Annotated in this window: 22 protein-coding genes; 5 read left to right on the forward strand and 17 right to left on the reverse strand. The window is 37.0% G+C overall.

The features are described from left to right. From ACGLXV_RS02905 to ACGLXV_RS02935, 7 genes are all read right to left on the reverse strand, one after another. Nucleotides 1–783 carry an ABC transporter ATP-binding protein gene (locus tag ACGLXV_RS02905; RefSeq protein WP_391557412.1) on the reverse strand — a complete coding sequence of 261 codons (783 nt, stop codon included), beginning with the start codon at nt 781–783 and terminating at the stop codon, nt 1–3. Nucleotides 784–1,093: 310 nt separating this feature from the next. Continuing rightward, nucleotides 1,094–1,624: a chromate transporter gene (locus tag ACGLXV_RS02910; protein ID WP_119708878.1), complete on the reverse strand. Its 531-nt coding sequence runs from the start codon at nt 1,622–1,624 to the stop codon at nt 1,094–1,096. After that, nucleotides 1,621–2,190, reverse strand: coding sequence for a chromate transporter (locus ACGLXV_RS02915; protein ID WP_391557413.1), 570 nt, complete (start codon nt 2,188–2,190; stop codon nt 1,621–1,623). Before ACGLXV_RS02915 ends, ACGLXV_RS02910 begins: the two co-directional genes overlap by 4 nt. Nucleotides 2,191–2,247: 57 nt before the next feature. Continuing rightward, complete coding sequence (gene ggt / locus ACGLXV_RS02920; RefSeq protein ID WP_391557414.1) at nt 2,248–3,903, reverse strand: gamma-glutamyltransferase; 1,656 nt, start codon at nt 3,901–3,903, stop codon at nt 2,248–2,250. After that, nucleotides 3,903–5,087 carry an amidase gene (locus ACGLXV_RS02925; RefSeq protein WP_391557415.1) on the reverse strand — a complete coding sequence of 395 codons (1,185 nt, stop codon included), beginning with the start codon at nt 5,085–5,087 and terminating at the stop codon, nt 3,903–3,905. Before ACGLXV_RS02925 ends, ggt begins: the two co-directional genes overlap by 1 nt. Nucleotides 5,088–5,270: 183 nt before the next feature. After that, complete coding sequence (locus ACGLXV_RS02930) at nt 5,271–5,558, reverse strand: hypothetical protein (protein ID WP_119708881.1); 288 nt, start codon at nt 5,556–5,558, stop codon at nt 5,271–5,273. Nucleotides 5,559–5,616: 58 nt separating this feature from the next. Beyond that, complete coding sequence (locus ACGLXV_RS02935; RefSeq protein WP_391557416.1) at nt 5,617–6,570, reverse strand: HD-GYP domain-containing protein; 954 nt, start codon at nt 6,568–6,570, stop codon at nt 5,617–5,619. Between the two features lie 300 nt (nt 6,571–6,870). Here ACGLXV_RS02935 and cspD point away from each other — a divergent pair, with 300 nt between their 5' ends. Further along, nucleotides 6,871–7,071, forward strand: a complete 201-nt coding sequence (cspD, locus tag ACGLXV_RS02940) for a cold-shock protein CspD (protein ID WP_066047720.1) — start codon at nt 6,871–6,873, stop codon at nt 7,069–7,071. A 49-nt stretch (nt 7,072–7,120) separates the two neighbouring features. On the opposite strand, the gene ACGLXV_RS02945 is transcribed toward cspD, so the two are convergent. After that, nucleotides 7,121–7,300 (reverse strand): zinc-finger domain-containing protein, encoded by a 180-nt coding sequence (locus ACGLXV_RS02945; protein WP_391557417.1) that lies wholly within the window; start codon nt 7,298–7,300, stop codon nt 7,121–7,123. A 15-nt stretch (nt 7,301–7,315) separates the two neighbouring features. Then, nucleotides 7,316–7,975 (reverse strand): reverse transcriptase-like protein, encoded by a 660-nt coding sequence (locus ACGLXV_RS02950; RefSeq protein ID WP_391557418.1) that lies wholly within the window; start codon nt 7,973–7,975, stop codon nt 7,316–7,318. Between the two features lie 187 nt (nt 7,976–8,162). Here ACGLXV_RS02950 and ACGLXV_RS02955 point away from each other — a divergent pair, with 187 nt between their 5' ends. Further along, nucleotides 8,163–8,576 carry a reverse transcriptase-like protein gene (locus tag ACGLXV_RS02955; RefSeq protein ID WP_391557419.1) on the forward strand — a complete coding sequence of 138 codons (414 nt, stop codon included), beginning with the start codon at nt 8,163–8,165 and terminating at the stop codon, nt 8,574–8,576. Next, nucleotides 8,573–9,493, forward strand: a complete 921-nt coding sequence (locus ACGLXV_RS02960; RefSeq protein ID WP_391557420.1) for a DMT family transporter — start codon at nt 8,573–8,575, stop codon at nt 9,491–9,493. Before ACGLXV_RS02955 ends, ACGLXV_RS02960 begins: the two co-directional genes overlap by 4 nt. A gap of 29 nt (nt 9,494–9,522) precedes the next feature. Here the strand turns inward: ACGLXV_RS02960 and ACGLXV_RS02965 are convergent, their stop codons facing one another. Next, nucleotides 9,523–9,789, reverse strand: a complete 267-nt coding sequence (locus tag ACGLXV_RS02965) for a DUF6123 family protein (protein WP_119708886.1) — start codon at nt 9,787–9,789, stop codon at nt 9,523–9,525. A gap of 65 nt (nt 9,790–9,854) precedes the next feature. Next, nucleotides 9,855–10,316, reverse strand: coding sequence for a divergent PAP2 family protein (locus tag ACGLXV_RS02970; RefSeq protein WP_391557421.1), 462 nt, complete (start codon nt 10,314–10,316; stop codon nt 9,855–9,857). Between the two features lie 107 nt (nt 10,317–10,423). Between ACGLXV_RS02970 and sspL the strand changes: the two genes are divergently transcribed. Further along, the gene (gene sspL / locus ACGLXV_RS02975) at nt 10,424–10,567 is read left to right on the forward strand and encodes a small, acid-soluble spore protein L (RefSeq protein WP_119708888.1); all 144 of its coding nucleotides are present in this window, start codon (nt 10,424–10,426) and stop codon (nt 10,565–10,567) included. A 41-nt stretch (nt 10,568–10,608) separates the two neighbouring features. Here sspL and ACGLXV_RS02980 read toward each other — a convergent pair whose 3' ends face one another. The 5 genes from ACGLXV_RS02980 to ACGLXV_RS03000 all read right to left on the reverse strand — a co-directional run bounded on the left by ACGLXV_RS02980 (nt 10,609) and on the right by ACGLXV_RS03000 (nt 17,899). Then, nucleotides 10,609–11,505: a 5'-3' exonuclease gene (locus ACGLXV_RS02980; RefSeq protein WP_119708889.1), complete on the reverse strand. Its 897-nt coding sequence runs from the start codon at nt 11,503–11,505 to the stop codon at nt 10,609–10,611. A 73-nt stretch (nt 11,506–11,578) separates the two neighbouring features. Then, nucleotides 11,579–12,178 carry an MFS transporter gene (locus tag ACGLXV_RS02985; RefSeq protein ID WP_391557422.1) on the reverse strand — a complete coding sequence of 200 codons (600 nt, stop codon included), beginning with the start codon at nt 12,176–12,178 and terminating at the stop codon, nt 11,579–11,581. Between the two features lie 96 nt (nt 12,179–12,274). Further along, entirely contained in the window at nt 12,275–15,943 is a 3,669-nt protein-coding gene (locus ACGLXV_RS02990; RefSeq protein ID WP_391557423.1) for a dynamin family protein, read from the reverse strand. A gap of 300 nt (nt 15,944–16,243) precedes the next feature. Then, nucleotides 16,244–16,807 carry an isoprenylcysteine carboxyl methyltransferase family protein gene (locus tag ACGLXV_RS02995; RefSeq protein ID WP_391557424.1) on the reverse strand — a complete coding sequence of 188 codons (564 nt, stop codon included), beginning with the start codon at nt 16,805–16,807 and terminating at the stop codon, nt 16,244–16,246. Beyond that, a complete protein-coding gene (locus ACGLXV_RS03000) occupies nt 16,808–17,899 on the reverse strand; it encodes a type III polyketide synthase (protein ID WP_391557425.1) in 1,092 nt (363 codons plus the stop codon). Between the two features lie 301 nt (nt 17,900–18,200). Between ACGLXV_RS03000 and ACGLXV_RS03005 the strand changes: the two genes are divergently transcribed. Continuing rightward, entirely contained in the window at nt 18,201–18,656 is a 456-nt protein-coding gene (locus ACGLXV_RS03005) for a chemotaxis protein CheX (RefSeq protein WP_391557426.1), read from the forward strand. A gap of 26 nt (nt 18,657–18,682) precedes the next feature. On the opposite strand, the gene ACGLXV_RS03010 is transcribed toward ACGLXV_RS03005, so the two are convergent. Then, complete coding sequence (locus ACGLXV_RS03010) at nt 18,683–19,456, reverse strand: SDR family NAD(P)-dependent oxidoreductase (protein ID WP_391557427.1); 774 nt, start codon at nt 19,454–19,456, stop codon at nt 18,683–18,685. Between the last annotated feature and the right edge of the window lie 137 nt (nt 19,457–19,593).

The raw sequence follows: 19,593 nt of genomic DNA on the forward strand, positions 1-19,593 counted from the left end.
TTACACCAACTCCTTTCGATTCAAGCTATGCTCAAGACTTTGAGAAGCTAAATCCACATACTCCGTAAACGCACTATTTACCCTGTCTCTTGGATAAGGCAGATCAACATCTATTAGGGAAGCCAACCTTCCCGGACGCGCTGACATAACTGCGATTTTAGAGGATAGATATACAGCTTCGTATACATTGTGTGTAACAAATAAAATAGTCGTATGTTCTTTTTTCCAAATGTCTAATAAATCCATTTGCAGTGATTGCCTTGTCATTTCATCTAACGCAGCAAACGGTTCATCCATTAAAAGCAACTTCGGTTTAGCAGCTAGAGCACGCGCGATTGAAACTCTCATTTTCATCCCACCTGAAAGCTGTCTTGGATAGGACTTTAAATAGTCCTTCAAACCAACCATTTCTAGAACTCTCATAGCTATTTCTTTTCTTGTATTTTTATTAGATCCTCTTAATTCTAGAGGGAGCACCACATTATCAAGGACTGTTCTCCAAGGTAATAAATTTGAATCCTGAAATACATAAGCAATATCATTTGAATTACGAATAAGATCCTTCGGGTTTTGCCCGAACACCTCTACCTTACCTTTTGTCGCTTCACCTAAACCCGCAACCATCCTTAAAGCGGTTGACTTCCCGCAACCTGAAGGGCCTAGGAAACTAATAAACTCTCCCTCATGAATAGACAAGTCCAATTGACTTAACGCAACCGTACCCGTGTTGTAGATTTTATCCACACCTTTAAAAGATACTACCTCTTTTTGCATGGCCCCCATTACAACTCCTCCTTTTACTTTCTAAAACTTAACTTATTTGATTATGTAACACTATTTAACAGTTTTGATAAGTCACTCATCTGCATCCCATTTAAAACTAACGATGTCATAAAACATAACATGTAATGTAACGTAAAACCATTATATAATTTTCAGATTAATTTGACATTAGCTAACATTTACAAACTTATCATTTCTTTTTAGTTACTTTAACCAAAGCTTTAAATCATAGTTAAAAGCTAAGGGAGATTAAATGACAATAAAAAAGCCCAGTGAATACTCACTGGGCCTAGATACTTGTTTCTATCTATTAACTTAGGAAAATCGCGCCGACCACTAACCCTCCAACTATTACAAAGGCAGGGTGCACCTTCCACCTTTCGATAAGCAAAAGACTCACAATAGCGATTACAAAAGTTGACCATAAACCATTTGAAAAATAGGAGGTTTGGAAAAAATCAAAAGTAAGACTGGCCATCAAAACAGCTACTGCTGGCAGGACAATCATTGATAATCTTTTCACTTTCGGCGAATCTTTGTACTTGAAAAGTAATTTTAGTAGGACAATCATGATGAATAACGAAGGGGTAATCGTAGCGAGCACACCAGTGACCGCACCAAGCACTCCCCCTACCTCATAGCCAATATAACCAGCCATTTTTGTAGCTATCGGTCCCGGTAACGCATTTCCCAACGCTAATACTTCACTAAATTCACTTGTCGTCATCCAACCATAACGACTAACCACTTCATGTTCAATTAAGGGAATGGATGCCGGTCCACCTCCATATCCAATAATGCCAGGAATGAAAAATGCAATAAAAATTTGTATATAGATCATAGGCTTTCACTATTTCCTTTTACTTGTATATCTATTTTTTCCTTCTTATCAGATATGGTAACTGCTATAACTAATAACCCTCCAATAACAATTCCTGGATGCACATTTAGAATTTCCATCACGATAAAGCTACCTAATAATAGAAAGACTCCCTTCTTCCAACCAAAGCCTTTTTTTGTTTTTTTGATAAAATCCCAAGTTAGTGTGGCCATCATGACTCCAACAATTGGGACGACTCCATTAGTCATTCCTTCAACCCTAGGATGATCCTTAACTTTATTAAATGAAGTTAATAAAAGTAACATTAAAAGAATGGTTGGTAGAACAGTAGCAATTACAGCATTGAGCATACCTCTGATTCCTCCCACTCGGTAACCAATATATCCAGCCATCTTCGTCGCTATCGGTCCCGGGAGAGTATTTCCTAATGCCAATACATCACTAAACTCCTGATCATTCATCCATTTAAATGTCCCTACCACCTCTTTATGTACAAGTGGGATCGTAGAGGGACCACCACCAAACCCTAACATTCCGGACCTAAAAAACGCGACAAAAATATCCAATTGTAGTCTCACCTAAAAAAACACCCACTTTCTGTAGTCAAAGCGCACATTCGTCCGCTAGTAACCAAGTGCCGCACCATCTCCACGCGGATCCGCACCACCATATTTTATCTTACTATCCGGATTGATTAATATCGCACCTGCATGACCCATAATATCACTAAACTCTGATACACTCTCAATCTCATGCCCTTTTTCTTTTAGCTCACTACTGATAACACTAGAAATTCTCCCTTCTACTTTTACGCTGTTGGATTCAGCTCCCCACGTACGACCGTATAACCATCTTGGAGCTTCAATGGCAGCTTGGACGGGATAGTGATAATCTATTATCCTTGTGACTAATGCAGCCTGCGTTTGCGGTTGTCCTTCTCCTCCCATCGTCCCATACACCAAGTATGGATCCCCTCCTTTAAACAGCATCGCAGGATTAAGAGTATGATAGGTTCTCTTTTTGGGTTGAAGGCAATTGACATTGTTCTCATTCAGAGAAAAGAAGCTTCCTCGATTTTGTAGGACAATACCTGTATTTTTAGGTATAAAACCTGAACCGTACTCATGATAAATGCTTTGTATAAGTGAAACAGAATTTCCGTAACAGTCAACTACACCAAGCCAAACTGTATCTCCCTTTGGATCCAACTTCTTTTCTAGTTGATTACATTTATTAAATGAAATTTTACGAGCTAGTTCTTCTCCTCGTTTCGAGGAAAGAATCTCCTCTAGCGGGATATAGGAGAAGTCAGGATCTGTTAGATAACGGTCACGATCCTCAAAAGCTAGTTTAGTAGCTTCAATTAGCAAGTGATAATAATCGGATGAACCCTCTGTCAAAGATGGTACGTCAAAATGGTTTAGTATATTTAATATAGACAACGAAGCAAAACCTTGTGTATTAGGTGGCAGATTATACACAGTGTGTCCGCGATAATCTACCGAAATAGGATTAACCCAATCAGAATGATGAGAAGCAAAGTCATCAGCAGTTAATATTCCCCCATTAGCGTTAAGGTCTTTCGTGATATTCTCAGCCAACATCCCCTTATAAAACAATTCGCTACCTTCTTCAGCAATCCCCTCTAATGTGGTTGCTAAATCTGGTTGCTTCATTACATCTCCTGCGCAATAGGAAAGACCACTTGACTTTGTAAATATCTTTTTAAATTCAGAGTACTTCTGTAAATGTCTTAACTGATTGTCGGTTTCATCAAGATTAACGCGGGTCCAATATTCCTGACTAGGGGTAACCGGATACCCGTCTTTAGCATAGCGAATAGCAGAATGAAGCAACTCTTTCCATTGAAAACTTCCATTCATATTTTCGACGGAATATCGAAAAGCCTTTTCCCAACCCGCAATAGCACCCGGAATCGTATTCGCAGCTAGAGCCCCCCTTGGTGGAATTCTTTCTAATCCTTGCTTCTTGTAAAAATCAATCGTAGCAAGTTCACCAGAACGGCCACTGCTATTTAACGCTTTCAGTTTCTTATTGTGGGAATTGTATATTAACCAAAAATTATCACCACCTATGCCATTCATATGCGGATATACAACTCCAATGGTGGACGCAGCTGCAATGGCGGCTTCTATAGCGTTTCCTCCCTCCTGCAGCACTTTCATACCTGCTTGTGAGGCTAAATAGTGAGGAGTGGTAATCATGCCATTCGGTGCCATAGTGGTAGGTCGATAGGAAGAATGTAAAGATCGATACATCAGAAAACCCCTCCATACAGATCTGTTAATTGTTGTACCCAACGCAATAATTTCAAATCAGAATGATGATTGGCGATAAAAGATAATCCAATCGGAATTCCATTCTCTTTTATTAAAGGAATCGTCACTTGCGGAAACCCCGAGAGTCCCGCTATACATGTTAGCTTCATTGTTTTCAAACGGTATTGTTCCATTTCTTCAACCGTTAAATTTCGCATGGGTGCTTCCCCTGGGGTAGTAGGTATTACTAATAGACCATTACTATTTAACAAGGCAGACAGTTGATCCTTTATTAGCTCCCTTTCCTCTTCATATTCACTTAAGTACTCTTTATTCAGCGTACTTGCCCATTGAAAGCGTTCAGCAATCCCTGGACCAAATGCAGGCTTCACGCGGTTTATCCAATCCCCATGTTCATTCCAAATCTCAATGCCTTGGATATTCCTAAATAATTCTGCCCACTTTGAAAGTCCTTCCTTTGCGATGTTCACATTTTGAGTACTATATTTTTCTTTTAACACCTCAATATTTTGCAAATAACTATCTTTTGTTTGGTTATCTACATATGACCATGCTTCATTTTCAAAAATCAAAGAGGAAAACTCCTCCATATCATTCATCTCTTCACTTATAAGAACCTCACCTACTGCAAGCAATAAATTTGGATCTCTTGTCATCCAGCCAACCGTATCAAAGCTTTTAGCAAGCGGGATCACTCCCTTACTATCAACTAGTCCATGTGTCGGTCTGAAACCAAATATCCCACAATAAGAAGAAGGGACACGAATGGAACCTCCCGTATCAGTCCCAAGCGCAAAATCCACTAACCCAGATGAAACCGCCACAGCTGAACCGCTTGAAGATCCACCAGGTATACGGTCAGCCGATCTTGGATTTACCGGTGTCCCATAATGAAAATTTTCGCCGTTCAAACTGTACATTAATTCATCGGTATGGGTCGTACCTCTAAGACAGGCGCCTTGCTCTAACAGTTGATTAATAACAGGTGCGTGTCGCTTGGAAGCTTGATGAGACTGAAACCAATCAGGATTTCCCGCACTACTTCGATAATCCTTAATCTCAAACACATCCTTTACACCGAAGGAAAGCTCTTTTAATTGTCCCAACTCTGTTTGTTTGATATTTAGGTGGTCGTTCATAAACGCATTCCATTTGTCATCCACTTCCTCTTTCCTCCTTCAGAATGTACCTTTCCATGTCAGCTTTCATCACATTTCCTTTTATTATAGTTTGATTATTCTATCAAGTCATTGGCAGTTTAACTAAATATTAATTCACTTTTAGTCAAAATAACCAATCAAATAAGGTAATCTAATTAAATGAAAAAAACGGCCCTATGAGGCCGTTTACCATTTCCAATGGTTAATAAGTTTTCCCTTTTGATGAAAACATTTTTCTTTAGGTATTATGTTAGATACGGTAAGGATAAGTGAAGGTACTTTCTCAACATTAAAAACAATGATACCTTCTTCTTCACTTTTAATAAGAAAGGACTGGCCATGCGCATAAGATGGGAGAAGATTTCCTAGCTGAATAATCCAATTCACTATTGTTAACTGAACGTCTTTCGGAACTTGGATATTGGGAGAGAATCGTAAAATCCAATCCTCTTTATCAATGGAAAATCGGTACATGTCCTCACCCTTATCATTTCAAATTTTCCTTATAAAAATATATGCTAGAGCTTACACCTTATTCATCGTTTACGACTTTCTCAATATTTAACTCACGATTCATTTTGAGGTCAATGATTTGATCATTTACTTGCACAAGAGTCCGGAGAGGGTCATACCGATCAACCATTATGATTTTCCCAATACTTCCGTCACTCAGCATAACCGATCGACCGATAATACTGTCCATTAATTTATACAGGAATAAAAGCGTAATATTAGCATCTAACTTTCCAAATGCATGATCTTGGAGCTGTCTTAATGCCGTATAATAAGGCAGAGGCTCTTGATAAGCACGTCTAGATAACATCGCATGAAACATATCAGCTATCGCGACAATTTTGGAATACAAATCAATTTGATTACCTACTAACCCCTTAGGATATCCCCTGCCGTCCTCCCGTTCATGATGATGAAGTGCAACGAGAGCCACACGGTCGCTTAACTGATCAATCTTACGAAGGATTTCATATCCATAACTAGAATGAAGCTGCACTTCCTCGTATTCTTCCTTTGTAAGCTTTCCTTTTTTATTTAAAATAAAAGGATTAATCCTTGTCTTCCCTATATCATGCAATGTCGCTCCGATTGCTAATTCTCTCAGTTCAACATCAGAGAGCTTTAACCATTTACCAATCATCAAGGAGATAATTCCTACACCAATGGTATGTGTGTATGTATATTCTTCCGTTTTGTTTAATTCATAAAATAAGTGATAAATATGAGGGATTTCTGAAGCTTGAGATATTACAGGAAGGATTTCCTTCTCTAACGTATTTATATTTAATTCTTCACCCAGCATTAAATTAGAAAAAATCAATTCCACTTGCTTTGATGCTTGATTAATTTTTGCGGTAATGTATTTTATTGCCTCTTTATTTGAGTAGCCATATCGTATTTGGTCCTTGGCCTCATTTCCTAATTTTTCAAGAATATCATCAATCTCTTGAACAGTTAAATGCTCTTTCTCCATTGCTATCCCTCTTCTTCTATTAAGGATATGAATCTATTTAAATCATATCAAATTCCTTTTTAGTAGAATAGGTATTTTTTCCATTTCAAAGGTGATTTTCATAGGTGGAAAGTCTTTCAAAATGAGTGAAATTCTAGCGATAATTTATTGACTATTCACATATATTTCGTGTATATTAGAAGCATCATTAATCAGAATATATTTCCTTACTTGTTACATTTAGTTAAATATGTTCGGCTTGATGGTAATATATACTTGGGGACCTTATGTGTCTTGAAAGGCTTAGGAGGAAAAGTTTATATGCAAAATGGTAAAGTAAAATGGTTTAACAATGAAAAAGGCTTTGGATTCATCGAAGTTGAAGGTGGAGACGACGTATTCGTACATTTCTCAGCAATCCAAGGTGAAGGCTTTAAGTCATTAGAAGAAGGTCAAGAAGTTTCTTTTGAAATCGTTGAAGGAAACCGTGGACCACAAGCTTCTAACGTAGTTAAGCTATAATCCAATATACTACTAGTAGGCTGGCTTTTTGCCAGCCTTTATTTATTAATCAAGTCAGTCTTTTTCCCATCTCTTTTATTTTCTCCCCAACTGTACAATCAGTAATACAAAATCGATGTGCGTATCTTCTCCCCTTTTCATCTTTGTGATGCTTATGTAGGAAACATTCCTTACAATAACGTCCCATTAATTCTTCTACTTCTCGTAATATTTGTTGCCTACTCAGCATAATCCCCACCTTTTATTAAATCACCTGCATTTTACTATGAATAGACTTACCTTCTAAAGCTTGAGTCGCCAACTTATCACTTTCTTTATTATCTTTTCTAGAGATCGCTTCATAACGAGGCAGTAAGCCTAGTTTTTTTATTTTTTCTTCTATCCGATCAAGCCAGCGATTTAAATTTTCCTCGTAACACGGCCATTCTCCTTCTAATTGTTTCAGAACCACCTGTGAATCTCCTTTAATATCACAAGGAAGCTTAGTTACCCCAAGCTCTTCTAGTAGATCAAGAGCAAAGTACAAAGCTGCATATTCCGCTTCATTGTTTGTCTCCATCTCATCAATTACTTCATTTGCACGAAGACGGAATTTCTTTTTTCCTTGTTTATAATAAATAACCGCACCAATACCTGCCCGATTGCTGTTTATGTCATGACCACCGTCAAAGTAGACAATAACATCATGGGGTTCCTCCTCAATTTCTTCCGATAACTTTTTCATTTCCTTAAGGGTCCACGTTGAGCCCATCTCATCATGAAATTCTAAATCAAGTACTTTTCCAGTTTTCTCAAGCTCTTCACCAGCGGTTATCGCATCCTCAGCTGACAAGAAATCATTAGAAGTTAAAGCTACTGGATCAATATTTTTTATTTTATATTTATACTCTAATTTATATTTCATTCTTTTCATCCTCTCTTTATGCATAGCTGCTTTTTATGATGTTTTTATCTTTTCCTTTTTAAAGAAAAAGTTACAAAAGATTGGTATTTTGGTTTTAGTGCTTTTTTCTGACAATTCATACGCTTAATCAAAAAATATGTTAAACTAGCTTATACTATGTAAAAATGACGTTTATTGGAGGAAATCAATGATTGAAGTATACATTGATGGCGCTAGTGCTGGCAATCCAGGGCCTAGTGGAGCTGGTATTTTTATTAAAGCAAATGGCAAAGTTGAACGCTATTCTATCCCATTAGGTGTAATGAGCAACCATGAAGCTGAATATTATGCTTTTATTGAAGCATTAAAAATATGTAAAAAAAATGGATATCAAGTAGTCTCCTTTCGGACGGACTCAGAACTGGTAAATCGAGCAGTTGAAAAGGAATTTGTAAAAAATAAGCAATTTGCTCCTTTGCTTGAAGAAGCATTAACTCTTTCTAAAGATTTTGATTTATTTTTTATGAAATGGATTCCCAGTTCAGAAAATAAATCAGCAGATGAACTCGCCCGAGCAGCTATTCGAAAAAATGAAACCATCAAGGAGAACGAGGACATATGAAAAAGTCATTATTTGCAGACATTAGTTTACTTATGGTTGCCCTTGTGTGGGGTTCAACTTTTGTGCTCGTTCAAAATGCGATTGCATCCTTACCACCAAACGCGTTTAATGCCATTCGTTTTTTTATCGCTGCTCTTATTCTTGGCGGATGGCTAGTGATATTTGAACGCAAACAACTACTACAACTCAATCGATTCATCCTTACATCTGGTATATTACTCGGAGGATGGCTATTTGCGGGATACGCTTTTCAAACAGTTGGATTGCTTTATACGTCATCCTCTAAAGCTGGTTTCATCACCGGACTAAGCGTTGTACTCGTTCCGCTCTTTTCTCTATTTTTACTGAAACAAAAGCCAACAAGAAACGCTTTAATCGGAGTAGGAATTGCAACGATTGGATTATATCTACTAACTTTAACAGATATAACATCATTAAATCGAGGTGATGCATTTGTCCTCGCATGTGCCGTTGGTTTTGCCATGCATATAATCTTCACGGGTAGGTACAGTGAAAAATTCCCCACTTTGTTGCTGACTGTTATTCAAATTTTCACAGTGTCTATTTTGTCAGGTTTGTTAGCTTTATTTACTGAAGATTATTCTTTAGCCTTTCGTCTAGATATTCTAGGACAACAAGATGTACTAGTTGCTTTACTTATTACTTCTGTATTCGCAACAGCTATAGCCTTTTTTGCTCAAACAAGCTTTCAAAAATATACGACTCCAACAAGAGTTGCCTTAATTTTTGCCATGGAGCCTGTGTTCGCTGCCATTACTGCTTATGTTTGGGCCGATGAAAGACTAACATCCAATGCGTTACTCGGCTGTATATGTATCTTTGCAGGAATGATCTTTGCCGAACTGCCAGTGAAAAAAAAGCCTTCCACATATACCGAAAAAAAACAAGCGATATAAAAAAAGCGTGTGAACCTCACACGCTTTTTCTATATTGTCAGCAGCTCGGCTTCTCTTATAAATTGATAAGCCTCTTTTTTCGTTTTAATTTGATTTGCCATAAGCCATTCAAGTAGAGACACATAAAAGCTACCATCAAAGCTTTTTTGAGCCTTTAGTGTGACTTCAATCGCCACATTTGCTAGTTCATCAGAAGCACCGGTATAATTTTTTCCAAAATAAATAAAGCCAATCGCATCATCCTTTAGAAGGAATCCTTTGTCTAATAAATGACTTACGTACTCTTCCGTACTCAAGGTTCTCTACACTCCCTATGATTGCTTCACATCTTCTTGATTTTATCTCATCAATCGATATTTTTCTATCTTTTTCTATCCATTAAATAGCCTAAAGTCCCGGTTAGTACCCCAAGAAGCGCTCCACCCACTACTTCTTCTGGCTTATGACCAAGCATTTCCTTCAATTTATCTGGGGCCTTTTCTTCAAAATGCACGGGTTTTTCATGATTCACTTTATCAAGTAAATCATCCAAGTCATTCACTTTTAAAGTTAGCTCACCCGTTTGCCTTCTTATTCCCTGTGCATCATACATAACAATTAATCCATAAACAAGAGAAAGAGCAAAATCAATGGTCGGTAAACCACGCTTTAAGGCAATATATGTTGTTAAGGAAGCGACACCAGCGGAATGGGAGCTAGGCATCCCACCTGTTTGAAAAAACAAATCCGGTCTGAGCTCCTTCTTCTTCCAATAATGAATGGGAATTTTCAATCCCTGTGCTAAAGCTATACTTGAAATCGCTATATAGACACCTTTATTCACATTCTCTCACCTCCTTTTTATTGTGAAGAAAGGAGAGTGAGATTATGCAATTAGGTAATAATATTATCGTTAAGGCAGTAACAACCTTATAATAGGAGGAATGAAAAATGGGAGGAAAAAACTCACATACAAACCGTGGTACAAAAGCTCCTGGTGTGAATCCTCAAGGATATGGACAGGATGCTGAATTTACACCGAATCCGAAAAGTAAATTAGAAAATAGAGCTAAGAAAAGCAATACTAAGATTTAATTAGAAAAAAAAGCTGCCCTATTAACACGGGCAGCTTTCGATTACGCTAATATTTGCTGGTCTGGTAATAAACGATCCAGCCCTCTAAACTCAACCTCTTTAAACTTTGTTAGAACCTTCTCCTGGTTGAATTGGAATACTGATTCCTCGTGTGAGAAGGAAATCGGAACATCACATTTGATTTCAGCAAGCTTTCTACTTAAATAAAGCATGTCCAAATCCTGCTCTATTTTCGTTTTTTGCGCTTTAGTAAGCAATTGTAAATTCGAAACAATCCCTTCAACATGCTCAAATTGTTGAACTAACTTAAGGGCTGTTTTTTCACCAATTCCTTTTACACCTGGATAATTATCACTAGGATCTCCCATCAACGCTTTTACATCAATCATTTGCTTCGGGAGAATTCCCTTCTCTGTATAGAAGGAGTCAGGGGTATGAACGGCATAATTCCCAAACCCTTTTTGCAGCAATATGACCTTAATTCGCTCATCTAACAATTGGAGAATATCACGATCTCCAGTTAATATGCTAACCTCAAAGTCGTTCATCGAAGACTTGGCAATTGTTCCGATACAATCGTCTGCCTCATACCCTTCTAACCCGATATTAGGAATGTCAAATGCACTAACTACTTCCTTGACTAAATCAAACTGCGGGATCAATTCAACGGGTGCATCTGAGCGATTTGCTTTATAATCAGAAAACATTTCATTTCGGAATGTTTTGCTTCCCATATCCCAGCAAACAACTACATGGCTTGGGTTAAAGGTTGATATCGCCGTTAAAAAATGTTTCACAAAACCATGAACACCATTTGTTGGTATTCCTTTAGAATTTATCATAAATTGACCCGATACACTTGTTGCAAAAAACGCACGAAATAATAGTGCCATTCCATCAACAAGTAAAAGGGAACGATCTGTAGATTGGTTTGTCATTCATGGTCCTCCTCTTAGAGCATAATCCCCATTATATCATGAAAATTAATTATCAAAGATGGTATTGTTTTCTTTATTGTGTTCTCTTAACTTCAATTCCTTGTTTCTCTAACTCATAGTACATAGCAATTTTTGCTTTCCTTACATTTTCATTTAACAAAAAAGTATAACTTTTATCGTTTGAAAAAGTAAGGGTAAGTGTCCCGCTACTCATCATTCCGTTTTTGACGATTGCTTGTTCTTCTGCGTAAGTAATGTCAGCCCATTTATATTTCTCATCTTCAAAGCTTAAAAAGCGATTTATGACAATACCTGATTGATTCGCATAATGATATTGGTTGAGACTTAATACAAAGATTAGCACACTTAGTAAATACCCTACCGTTATAAAACCCTTCATTCCTTTAGTCATCTTATCTTTATAGATAACAATAGCTGTTCCTATTAACATCGCAGCTACAAGAAGGATTCCACCAATAAAGGCATAATAAGCATTTTTAGGAGGCTCAAAAAACCACTCTCCACTTGGCTTATAAAGCAAAAATTGGATTGGAGCAAGAAAAAACAAGGCAATAAAGATAGATCCAAGAATTAAAATAATGGCTATCGGAACTAACATTTGAGTGTAGTCTGTTTTTTTCTTTTTTGTAACAGTATATCCACTAGAAATCATATGTACCCCCGAGTAATTAGAATTTTTTTACAATTTAAATTATAACGATAAGAAAATAAAAAATAAATCCCTATCCAAAGGGATTTATGACAGTAGTTATTTACTTAATAGTTCCTCTAGCTTAATTTCTGTTTCCTCAAGCATACTAATAGAGGTTTCATCGCTAAGTGCAGCCCGTAACCCTTCATAATAGTCAAGGCACTCTCTACTAATTTGTTCTTTCAATTGACGGATCTCAGAATTCATCATTTCTTGATAATGCTCCTTTAATCGTTGACTTCCTTCCTCCACATAACTGTTCGCTAGTGGAGACAAAATGGCTTCTAGTTCCTCCATCATAAGTCGTTTTTCATTACGTTCAAAAAATGATTTTGGATTTTTAAAATAGCTCAATGCCTTTTTAAACAAGGGAGCCTCCAAATTCTCGAAAGCATTATTAAACTCTAAGCTCTCCCAGGCACGTTTCTCATAGGAATGAAAGGATATATCTTTATTGATATCTGCAATCGAGCCTTCTAGAAGCTGTTCAACTTCTATCAGTAGCTTTCCAATGAATGACTCAATTCTTAATGAAGTCGCTCGTAATTCTTGGGCAAAATCATATCCAATACTTGTTAAAAATTCTTCAAGTCCTCTTTGTAACGCCTGTTTCATACTTCTTCCGTCATCCTTTAATAGAGACGGATTAAACGCCTCTTTAAAGAAGTCATTAAATCGAAAAAATACTCTTTGCTTAATATAAAAGGCTAACTCATCTGTTTCTAAATTTAATCTTTTTTGCAGATTTTTTTCTTGAACATCTCTACGCAGCAGATCCCCAATAGCCGTCTCTTGATCCTGTAGAGTTAACAAGTAAGATTCCTTTTTTTCTCGGTTTAGCTTCGCATTATGGATAAAAGCTTTTAGTACATGATTCACTCGATTTAGATCTGACAGAGCAGAGTTTAGGGCAATCTCGGTTAAGTCGTGTTCAATAAACGAATAGAATCTTTCTTCGAATTGTGCCAAACGAGAGCCTTCTTGTATCGCTTCTAATTTTTCTTTTAAACCTAACATGCTTGAAACTGGATATACATGAGGCATACGAATTCCATATTGAATTAATTGCTCTGTTACGTAACCAAGAACTTCTTGGACCTCTTCTTCATCACGCGCCAAGTCAATTGCATTTACAAGAAAGAACATCTTATCCATCGAAAAGGTATCCTTAACTCGACCAAGCTGTATTAAAAACTCGCGATCGGCTTTTGAAAAGGCATGATTATAATAGGTCACAAAGAGTATTGCATCTGAGTTTTTGATATAGTCAAAAGCGACACCTGTATGTCTTGCATTAATAGAATCCGCCCCTGGTGTATCGACAAGCGTGATTCCATGACGAGTTAGTTCACAATCATAGTACAACTCAATACTTTCTACAAAACACGATTTTTCTTCCTTTGCAACGTAATCAGCAAATTCTTCTAACTGTGTTTGAAGAGTATCTCCGAAGTGACTTTTCGCGAACTCGAATCCCCGTAAAAACGCCGTTAAAAACGAATAATGAACCTTTCCTTGAACATCTAACAACGTATCTGTAGGATCAATAGATTGGATCACTTGAACCGCATGGTCTAACGATCTCGCTGAAAGATCAAACAAGTGTAAGGACCTTTTTACTTCCTCAAATAAATTCTCTGCACTTTTAAATTTTACTTTCACTAAACCATGCTTATTTTCTTCTGTAACAGGCATGATTTTATTAATTGCTGCCGTAGTTGGATTAGGAGAAACCGGTAGAAGCTTCTGCCCTATTAATGCATTTGCAAATGAGGATTTCCCTGCACTAAAAGCACCGAAAAGAGCGATCGTAAATCCTCTGTTAGCCAATCTATCAGATGTTAATGTCAGTTCCTCTGAAGTCGTTTTAAATCCCGGTACATCATGTAACAAGTTCGCTGCTGTTTTAAGCTTTTTCACTACATCCCTCACTTGAAGTCCAGCAGGTGTTGACTGTACCTCATCTGTAGGTGTTACTTTGGTTTTCTCTACCTTTTTAGTTGTATCTACAGCTATATCTCTATCTTTTTCTGAAGAAGTCATGATCTCAAATTCTTCATTCACATTAAGAAGTTTTTCTAACTCATGCTCTATTATTTCATCGCTCTTGATATTTTCAGTTACCATTTGTTCCATTGTATCTATGGACTTTTGTTGGCTATCCGTTATGGTTTTTAACTCTGACCATGTATGATCAAAATCTTTTATGACTTTTAACTCTTCCTCCCATTTTGAAGCCTTCCTGCTCATCTTGGCCCCTTGAATTTGTAGGAAATCTTCCATAAATGGCTCGAGTTCTTTCCTAGCAAGATTTTTCACACTTTCTGCTACATCGTTTGTATAGTTCAAAACGTATTCTCCAGATAGTCGTGCATCCTTCTTTTCCGCCTTTAACAGAAGCTCTGATGTAAACGGCACAGAATATTCCTGGATCCTCGTTAGTAAATCTGCATTATTGATGTCTTCCTGCTTTAAAAAGCGAGTAATCGCATCTTTCAAGTGCCATTCAAGTTGCGATTTTACTTTCTCTTGCATATCAGAAAAAAATGCATGTAATCTCGCTTGGCGTTCTTGTTCCGTCTTATTTTTAGAAAACAATAAACCAACTTTAAACTCTCGCTGTCTCGACTCAAGAAATTTTTCCGCTAATTCTCTCGTTTGAAAGGGCATTAAATAGGCATTTTTTAAAATATCAATAATAACAAGCTCTAACTTCCTCTTTTGTTCTGTTAGTGCTTCCACTTGTATGTCTAATTGCTGTTGCAACTCTACTATCTTACTTTGTAAGTTATTCCATTCACCTTCTGGTAGAGCGCTTAATTTTTGTTCAAGCTTTTCAATTGTATCTTTATTCTGGTTGAATTCGAATACAATTTGTTCTTGAATAAGCTTTTTGAGAGAATTTGAAACTGAGAGTTCTAACAATTGATCCTTCATAAGGACTTTTTCAGCAATAAACGATTGCAGATCTTTTAACTCATTGCGGGGATGGTTTGGTTCCTTTAGCGTCGTATAAAATATACGACCCGGTTTCACTCCCCATGAGGCAAAAGATTCTTTTACACTTTGTTGAAACTGAAGAAAACTCAGTTCTTCCTCACGATGCTTATCGATTTGATTTACAACTAAAAAAACTTCCTTTCCTTCTTCGGTTAGTTCCTTTGTAAACATGAAGTTAACCTCAGATTGGACATGATTATAATCCATGCAATAAAACACAAGATCCGCTAGGTGTAAAGCTGACTCCGTAGCGATTCGATGAGCATCATCTGTTGAGTCAATCCCTGGTGTGTCTAATATCGCTGTACCAGATGTTAACTTCGTGTTACTCTTGCTAATCTCAATGGACGTTATTTCGTCTCCATTTTTGCAGTACGTTTTGACCATACTATAGTCGTATGGAGCCTTGTAGTATAGAGGTCTTCCTTCGTTGAAATAGACCTTCGCATAGTCCTCCCCTGCTTTCACTTTTACTAAATTCGCACTCGTTGGAATAGGGCTGGAAGGAAGAATATTTTCACCGATTAAGGTATTAATCATGGTTGATTTTCCCGCTGAAAAATGACCACAAAATGCAATAGCATATTCTCTCTCTTGAAGTTTTATAGCTAATTGTTTTGCTTTTTGTGCTGTTTCTTCGTTTCCCCTTGAAAGAAAATATGTATGTAGATTGGCAATACGTGAAAGTGTGATCTGTGTATCATGTTGAAAGATTGTATTTGACATGGTTCTACCCCTTGTTTGAACTTTTTCCTCTTTATTTTAACTGATTTTTCACGCATTTCCCAAATAAAAAAAAATCAGGTTTACATTCACCTGATTTTTTTTATTTATTTAATTGAATAGCTTGCGGTTTGCTTACATTCTTTAACACATGCTTCATTAACAATCCGTAAACGACAACTGTTCCGCCAATAAAAATCGTTACCATTTGTAAACACCGTCCTCTTTAATGAGAGTGATAATTATTTTCATATGAACACTATACCACGAATGATAATCACTATCAATAAACTTTCTGATCATTCACATTTTTTTCATAAACGGCAACGGGAGGAATCTGCTTGTTTTATGAAATACCTCATTGTATTTTGTATGGTCACAAAGAGCCCTTTCCTCAGCTGGAATTCGTATCATTAGGATAAGAGCATTAAGGAGTGAAAAAGCAATAAGTGTTCCGTATGCTTGAAAAAGAAGTGGGATCACGACAAATTCTACGGTCACGATTAAATAGTTTGGGTGCTTTAGAAACTTATAAGGCCCTTTTTTAATAACTGTAGCATGTGGTACAACGATTATTTTCGTATTCCAATACTTTCCAAGAGATGAAAGCGCCCAAATTCTTCCTATTTGTGTGACCAAAAATAAGCTGACAAGCGCTGGCCAATATGGCGACATTTCTTTCTCTTGTACTAATACCTCGAGACAAAGTGATATAAAAAATAATGCATGGACAAAAACAATAAAAATGTAATGTGTTTTCCCGAATTCTACCCCACCCTGCTCTTTCATCCAATTCTCATTTCTTTTAGCGATCGCTAATTCACAAACTCGTTGAAAAATCACAAATGCTAGAAATAAAGAAAACATTTATGTTTCCCTCCATTGTAAGAGAAGTAATTCTGAGCTAAAACCAGGTCCTAATGCCGTTGCAAGCCCCAAATCATGCTTTTTTGCCACTTTCATGGTCCGATTCAAAACATATAATATGGTTGCTGATGACATATTCCCGTAATTCTTTAACACATTTGCAGATATTTCTAACATTTCTGCTGGTAACTGTAATGATTTTACATAGGCGTCTAGAACCTTCTTTCCTCCTGGATGTGCAATAAAGTGCTGAAGCTCTTCAAGTTGACAGCCATTCTCAGTAAGAAAATGATTTACATTGGGCTTTAACCATTTTTCAATAATGGAAGGAATATCCTTAGAAAAAACAACATAAAGCCCATTCTCTTTTACTTCCCAACCCATCACATCAAGCGAGTCCTTCATGGTAGTTGACCTTGTAGCTAAAATAGTTGGATAGGAGGTTAATTGGCTGATGCTTTCCTTCTGTACTTGATCTCCTACTACAAGAGCACATGCCACTCCATCAGCAAAAAGGGAAGAGCCAATTAAGTTACTTTTGGAAAGATCGTTTTTCTGGAATGTTAAACTGCATAATTCAATTGTAAGTACAAGTACTTTGGCTGTAGGAAAAGCGAGGCAATATTCGTATGCTCTTGATAATCCAGAAGCTCCCCCCGCACAACCAAGACCCCAGATAGGAATTCGTTTCGTATGTATCGAAAAAGGAAGGATATTCATAATCCTTGCTTCTATACTAGGAGTTGCTAAACCTGTACTTGATATAGTGAAAATTGCGTCTATGTCTTCAAAATCAATCGGTTTCTTCAAATAATCCTTATTTTGCAAACAATTTTCTATTGCTTTTGTACCTAACTGTATAGCTGTTTCAATATATGCATCATTTTTTTCCTTAAACGACCTCTCTTTTGCAAACCACTCTATACTTCTTACAAAATGTCGTTTTATAATTTGACCGTGCTGGAATGCCTTAAGCAATCTTTCAATATCATGAAAAGCATCTGTAAAAAGCTTTCGAGAAAAATCCATTACTTCAGTTTGTGTTATTTCATATTGCGGGGGTGCTTCACCTACTGATAGAATTGCTGGCATTTCATTGCTCCTTCCATGATCACCATATTAAGGATACTTTTTCCAAAAACAGGAGATTTATTCATGAAAAAAACTCCCTACTTTGTAAGTAGAGAGTCATCCATGTCTTGAAGGAGTTGCTGTGCTTCTTCATTATATGTTGATTTCCGTTTCAAATCACTAGATAATTTTTACCATAGAAATGAACCAAAAGAACCAGTTTAATTCCCATTATTTTTTACTATTAAAAATGAGAAAACCATGTTATTTCCCTTAGCATCTATGATAATATAATGATATTCGACTAGTTGGAGGAATATAAATGACTTTATCAAAGCAAGTAACAGATATATTAAACGGGACTATCGATTCAGTTAAATCAGTTCTTCCATTTGACCTAGCCGTTGAAAAACCATCTCTTTTTACACAGCCTTTTACACAGCATTCGATTGGTGTGTTGATTGGAATGACAGGAGACGTAAGAGGTCGAATTATTATTGATGGAAATGAACAGGTGTTCGGTAAGATCGGAGAAGGAATGTTCGGTTTGGCTTTAGAAGGAGAAATGCTCGAGTCCTTTGCTGGAGAGTTAGGAAATATGATTGCAGGGAACTTATCGACAACGATTTCACAAAAAGGCCATGAAACGGATATTACCCCACCTACTGTGTTGGTTGGAGAAACAAAGGTTTACGGATTTGATAAAGCATTCCGTTTACCAATCAATATTCAAGACTTAGGAACGATTGAACTAATTATTATGGTAGAAAATAAGTAGAGAGGATTACCCTCTCTACATTTTTTTTAAAATCCGTGAATTGTCATCCCGCCGTCAACAAATATGGTTTGACCACTAATATAATTTCCTGCTTCAGAAGCTAGCATGACGACAGGACCTACCAGTTCTGGTAATTCACCAACACGGTTTAAAGGAGTAACGGCTAAAATATCTTCTACATACTCTTTTTTAGAAAGTAAGGTTTCCGTTAAAGGTGTTTTGAAATACCATGGTCCTATGCTATTCACATTAATATTATGAGGACCCCATTCTAATGCTAGCACCTTGGTCATTTGAATCATAGCCGCTTTTGTTGCCGCGTAAACGACACCTGTTCGTAAAGCGACATGTCCGGCAACAGATGAAATAGATATGATTCTACCCGCTGTTCCGTGCTTCTGCATCACTTTACCAACTTGTTGTGACATCATAAAGGCTGACTTTAAATTGGTATCCATAATCGTCTGCCACTCTTCCTCCGTAACCTCTAAAGCTTTAGAACGAATATTCATTCCTGCATTATTAATAAGAATATGTATTTCTCCCCACTCATCCTCCACCTTAGAAACAGCCCTTAAAACTTCCTCTTTTGAGGTGACATCTGTCGGTATAACGAGCACCCTCCTGCCAAAAGAACGAATGATTTCAGCAGTTTCCCTTAAATCGCCCTCGGTACGAGAAAGTAAGGCAACATCCGCCCCTGCTTCCGCAAGACCAATGGCTAGTGCTTTTCCAATTCCCCTGCCAGCCCCAGTAACTATCGCATGTTTGCTATCTAATCGAAATGAGGGTAAGTACATAATGATCCCCCTTTATCATTCATATATAAATCAACATATCAAACGGTAGTCAAAAAGAAAAGGAAAAAGGGTTTCTTTTTCCTTTAACCTTATTACTTCTTATCTTGTTGTCTTTGCACCTCTATATAAATCTCTTT

Origin of the sequence: Robertmurraya sp., assembly GCF_036676585.1 — a bacterium.
In the GTDB taxonomy this organism is placed as follows: domain Bacteria; phylum Bacillota; class Bacilli; order Bacillales; family Cytobacillaceae; genus Robertmurraya_A.

Excerpts from the sequence above, each read along its gene's own strand:
- ACGLXV_RS02905 (WP_391557412.1), bottom strand. The coding sequence starts at position 783 with ATGGGGGCCATGCAAAAAGAGGTAGTATCTTTTAAAGGTGTGGATAAA.
- ACGLXV_RS02910 (WP_119708878.1), bottom strand. The coding sequence starts at position 1,624 with ATGATCTATATACAAATTTTTATTGCATTTTTCATTCCTGGCATTATT.
- ggt (WP_391557414.1), bottom strand. The coding sequence starts at position 3,903 with ATGTATCGATCTTTACATTCTTCCTATCGACCTACCACTATGGCACCG.
- ACGLXV_RS02930 (WP_119708881.1), bottom strand. The coding sequence starts at position 5,558 with ATGTACCGATTTTCCATTGATAAAGAGGATTGGATTTTACGATTCTCT.
- ACGLXV_RS02935 (WP_391557416.1), bottom strand. The coding sequence starts at position 6,570 with ATGGAGAAAGAGCATTTAACTGTTCAAGAGATTGATGATATTCTTGAA.
- cspD (WP_066047720.1), top strand. The coding sequence starts at position 6,871 with ATGCAAAATGGTAAAGTAAAATGGTTTAACAATGAAAAAGGCTTTGGA.
- ACGLXV_RS02945 (WP_391557417.1), bottom strand. The coding sequence starts at position 7,300 with ATGCTGAGTAGGCAACAAATATTACGAGAAGTAGAAGAATTAATGGGA.
- ACGLXV_RS02950 (WP_391557418.1), bottom strand. The coding sequence starts at position 7,975 with ATGAAATATAAATTAGAGTATAAATATAAAATAAAAAATATTGATCCA.
- ACGLXV_RS02955 (WP_391557419.1), top strand. The coding sequence starts at position 8,163 with ATGATTGAAGTATACATTGATGGCGCTAGTGCTGGCAATCCAGGGCCT.
- ACGLXV_RS02960 (WP_391557420.1), top strand. The coding sequence starts at position 8,573 with ATGAAAAAGTCATTATTTGCAGACATTAGTTTACTTATGGTTGCCCTT.
- sspL (WP_119708888.1), top strand. The coding sequence starts at position 10,424 with ATGGGAGGAAAAAACTCACATACAAACCGTGGTACAAAAGCTCCTGGT.
- ACGLXV_RS02980 (WP_119708889.1), bottom strand. The coding sequence starts at position 11,505 with ATGACAAACCAATCTACAGATCGTTCCCTTTTACTTGTTGATGGAATG.
- ACGLXV_RS02985 (WP_391557422.1), bottom strand. The coding sequence starts at position 12,178 with ATGATTTCTAGTGGATATACTGTTACAAAAAAGAAAAAAACAGACTAC.
- ACGLXV_RS02990 (WP_391557423.1), bottom strand. The coding sequence starts at position 15,943 with ATGTCAAATACAATCTTTCAACATGATACACAGATCACACTTTCACGT.
- ACGLXV_RS02995 (WP_391557424.1), bottom strand. The coding sequence starts at position 16,807 with ATGTTTTCTTTATTTCTAGCATTTGTGATTTTTCAACGAGTTTGTGAA.
- ACGLXV_RS03000 (WP_391557425.1), bottom strand. The coding sequence starts at position 17,899 with ATGCCAGCAATTCTATCAGTAGGTGAAGCACCCCCGCAATATGAAATA.
- ACGLXV_RS03005 (WP_391557426.1), top strand. The coding sequence starts at position 18,201 with ATGACTTTATCAAAGCAAGTAACAGATATATTAAACGGGACTATCGAT.
- ACGLXV_RS03010 (WP_391557427.1), bottom strand. The coding sequence starts at position 19,456 with ATGTACTTACCCTCATTTCGATTAGATAGCAAACATGCGATAGTTACT.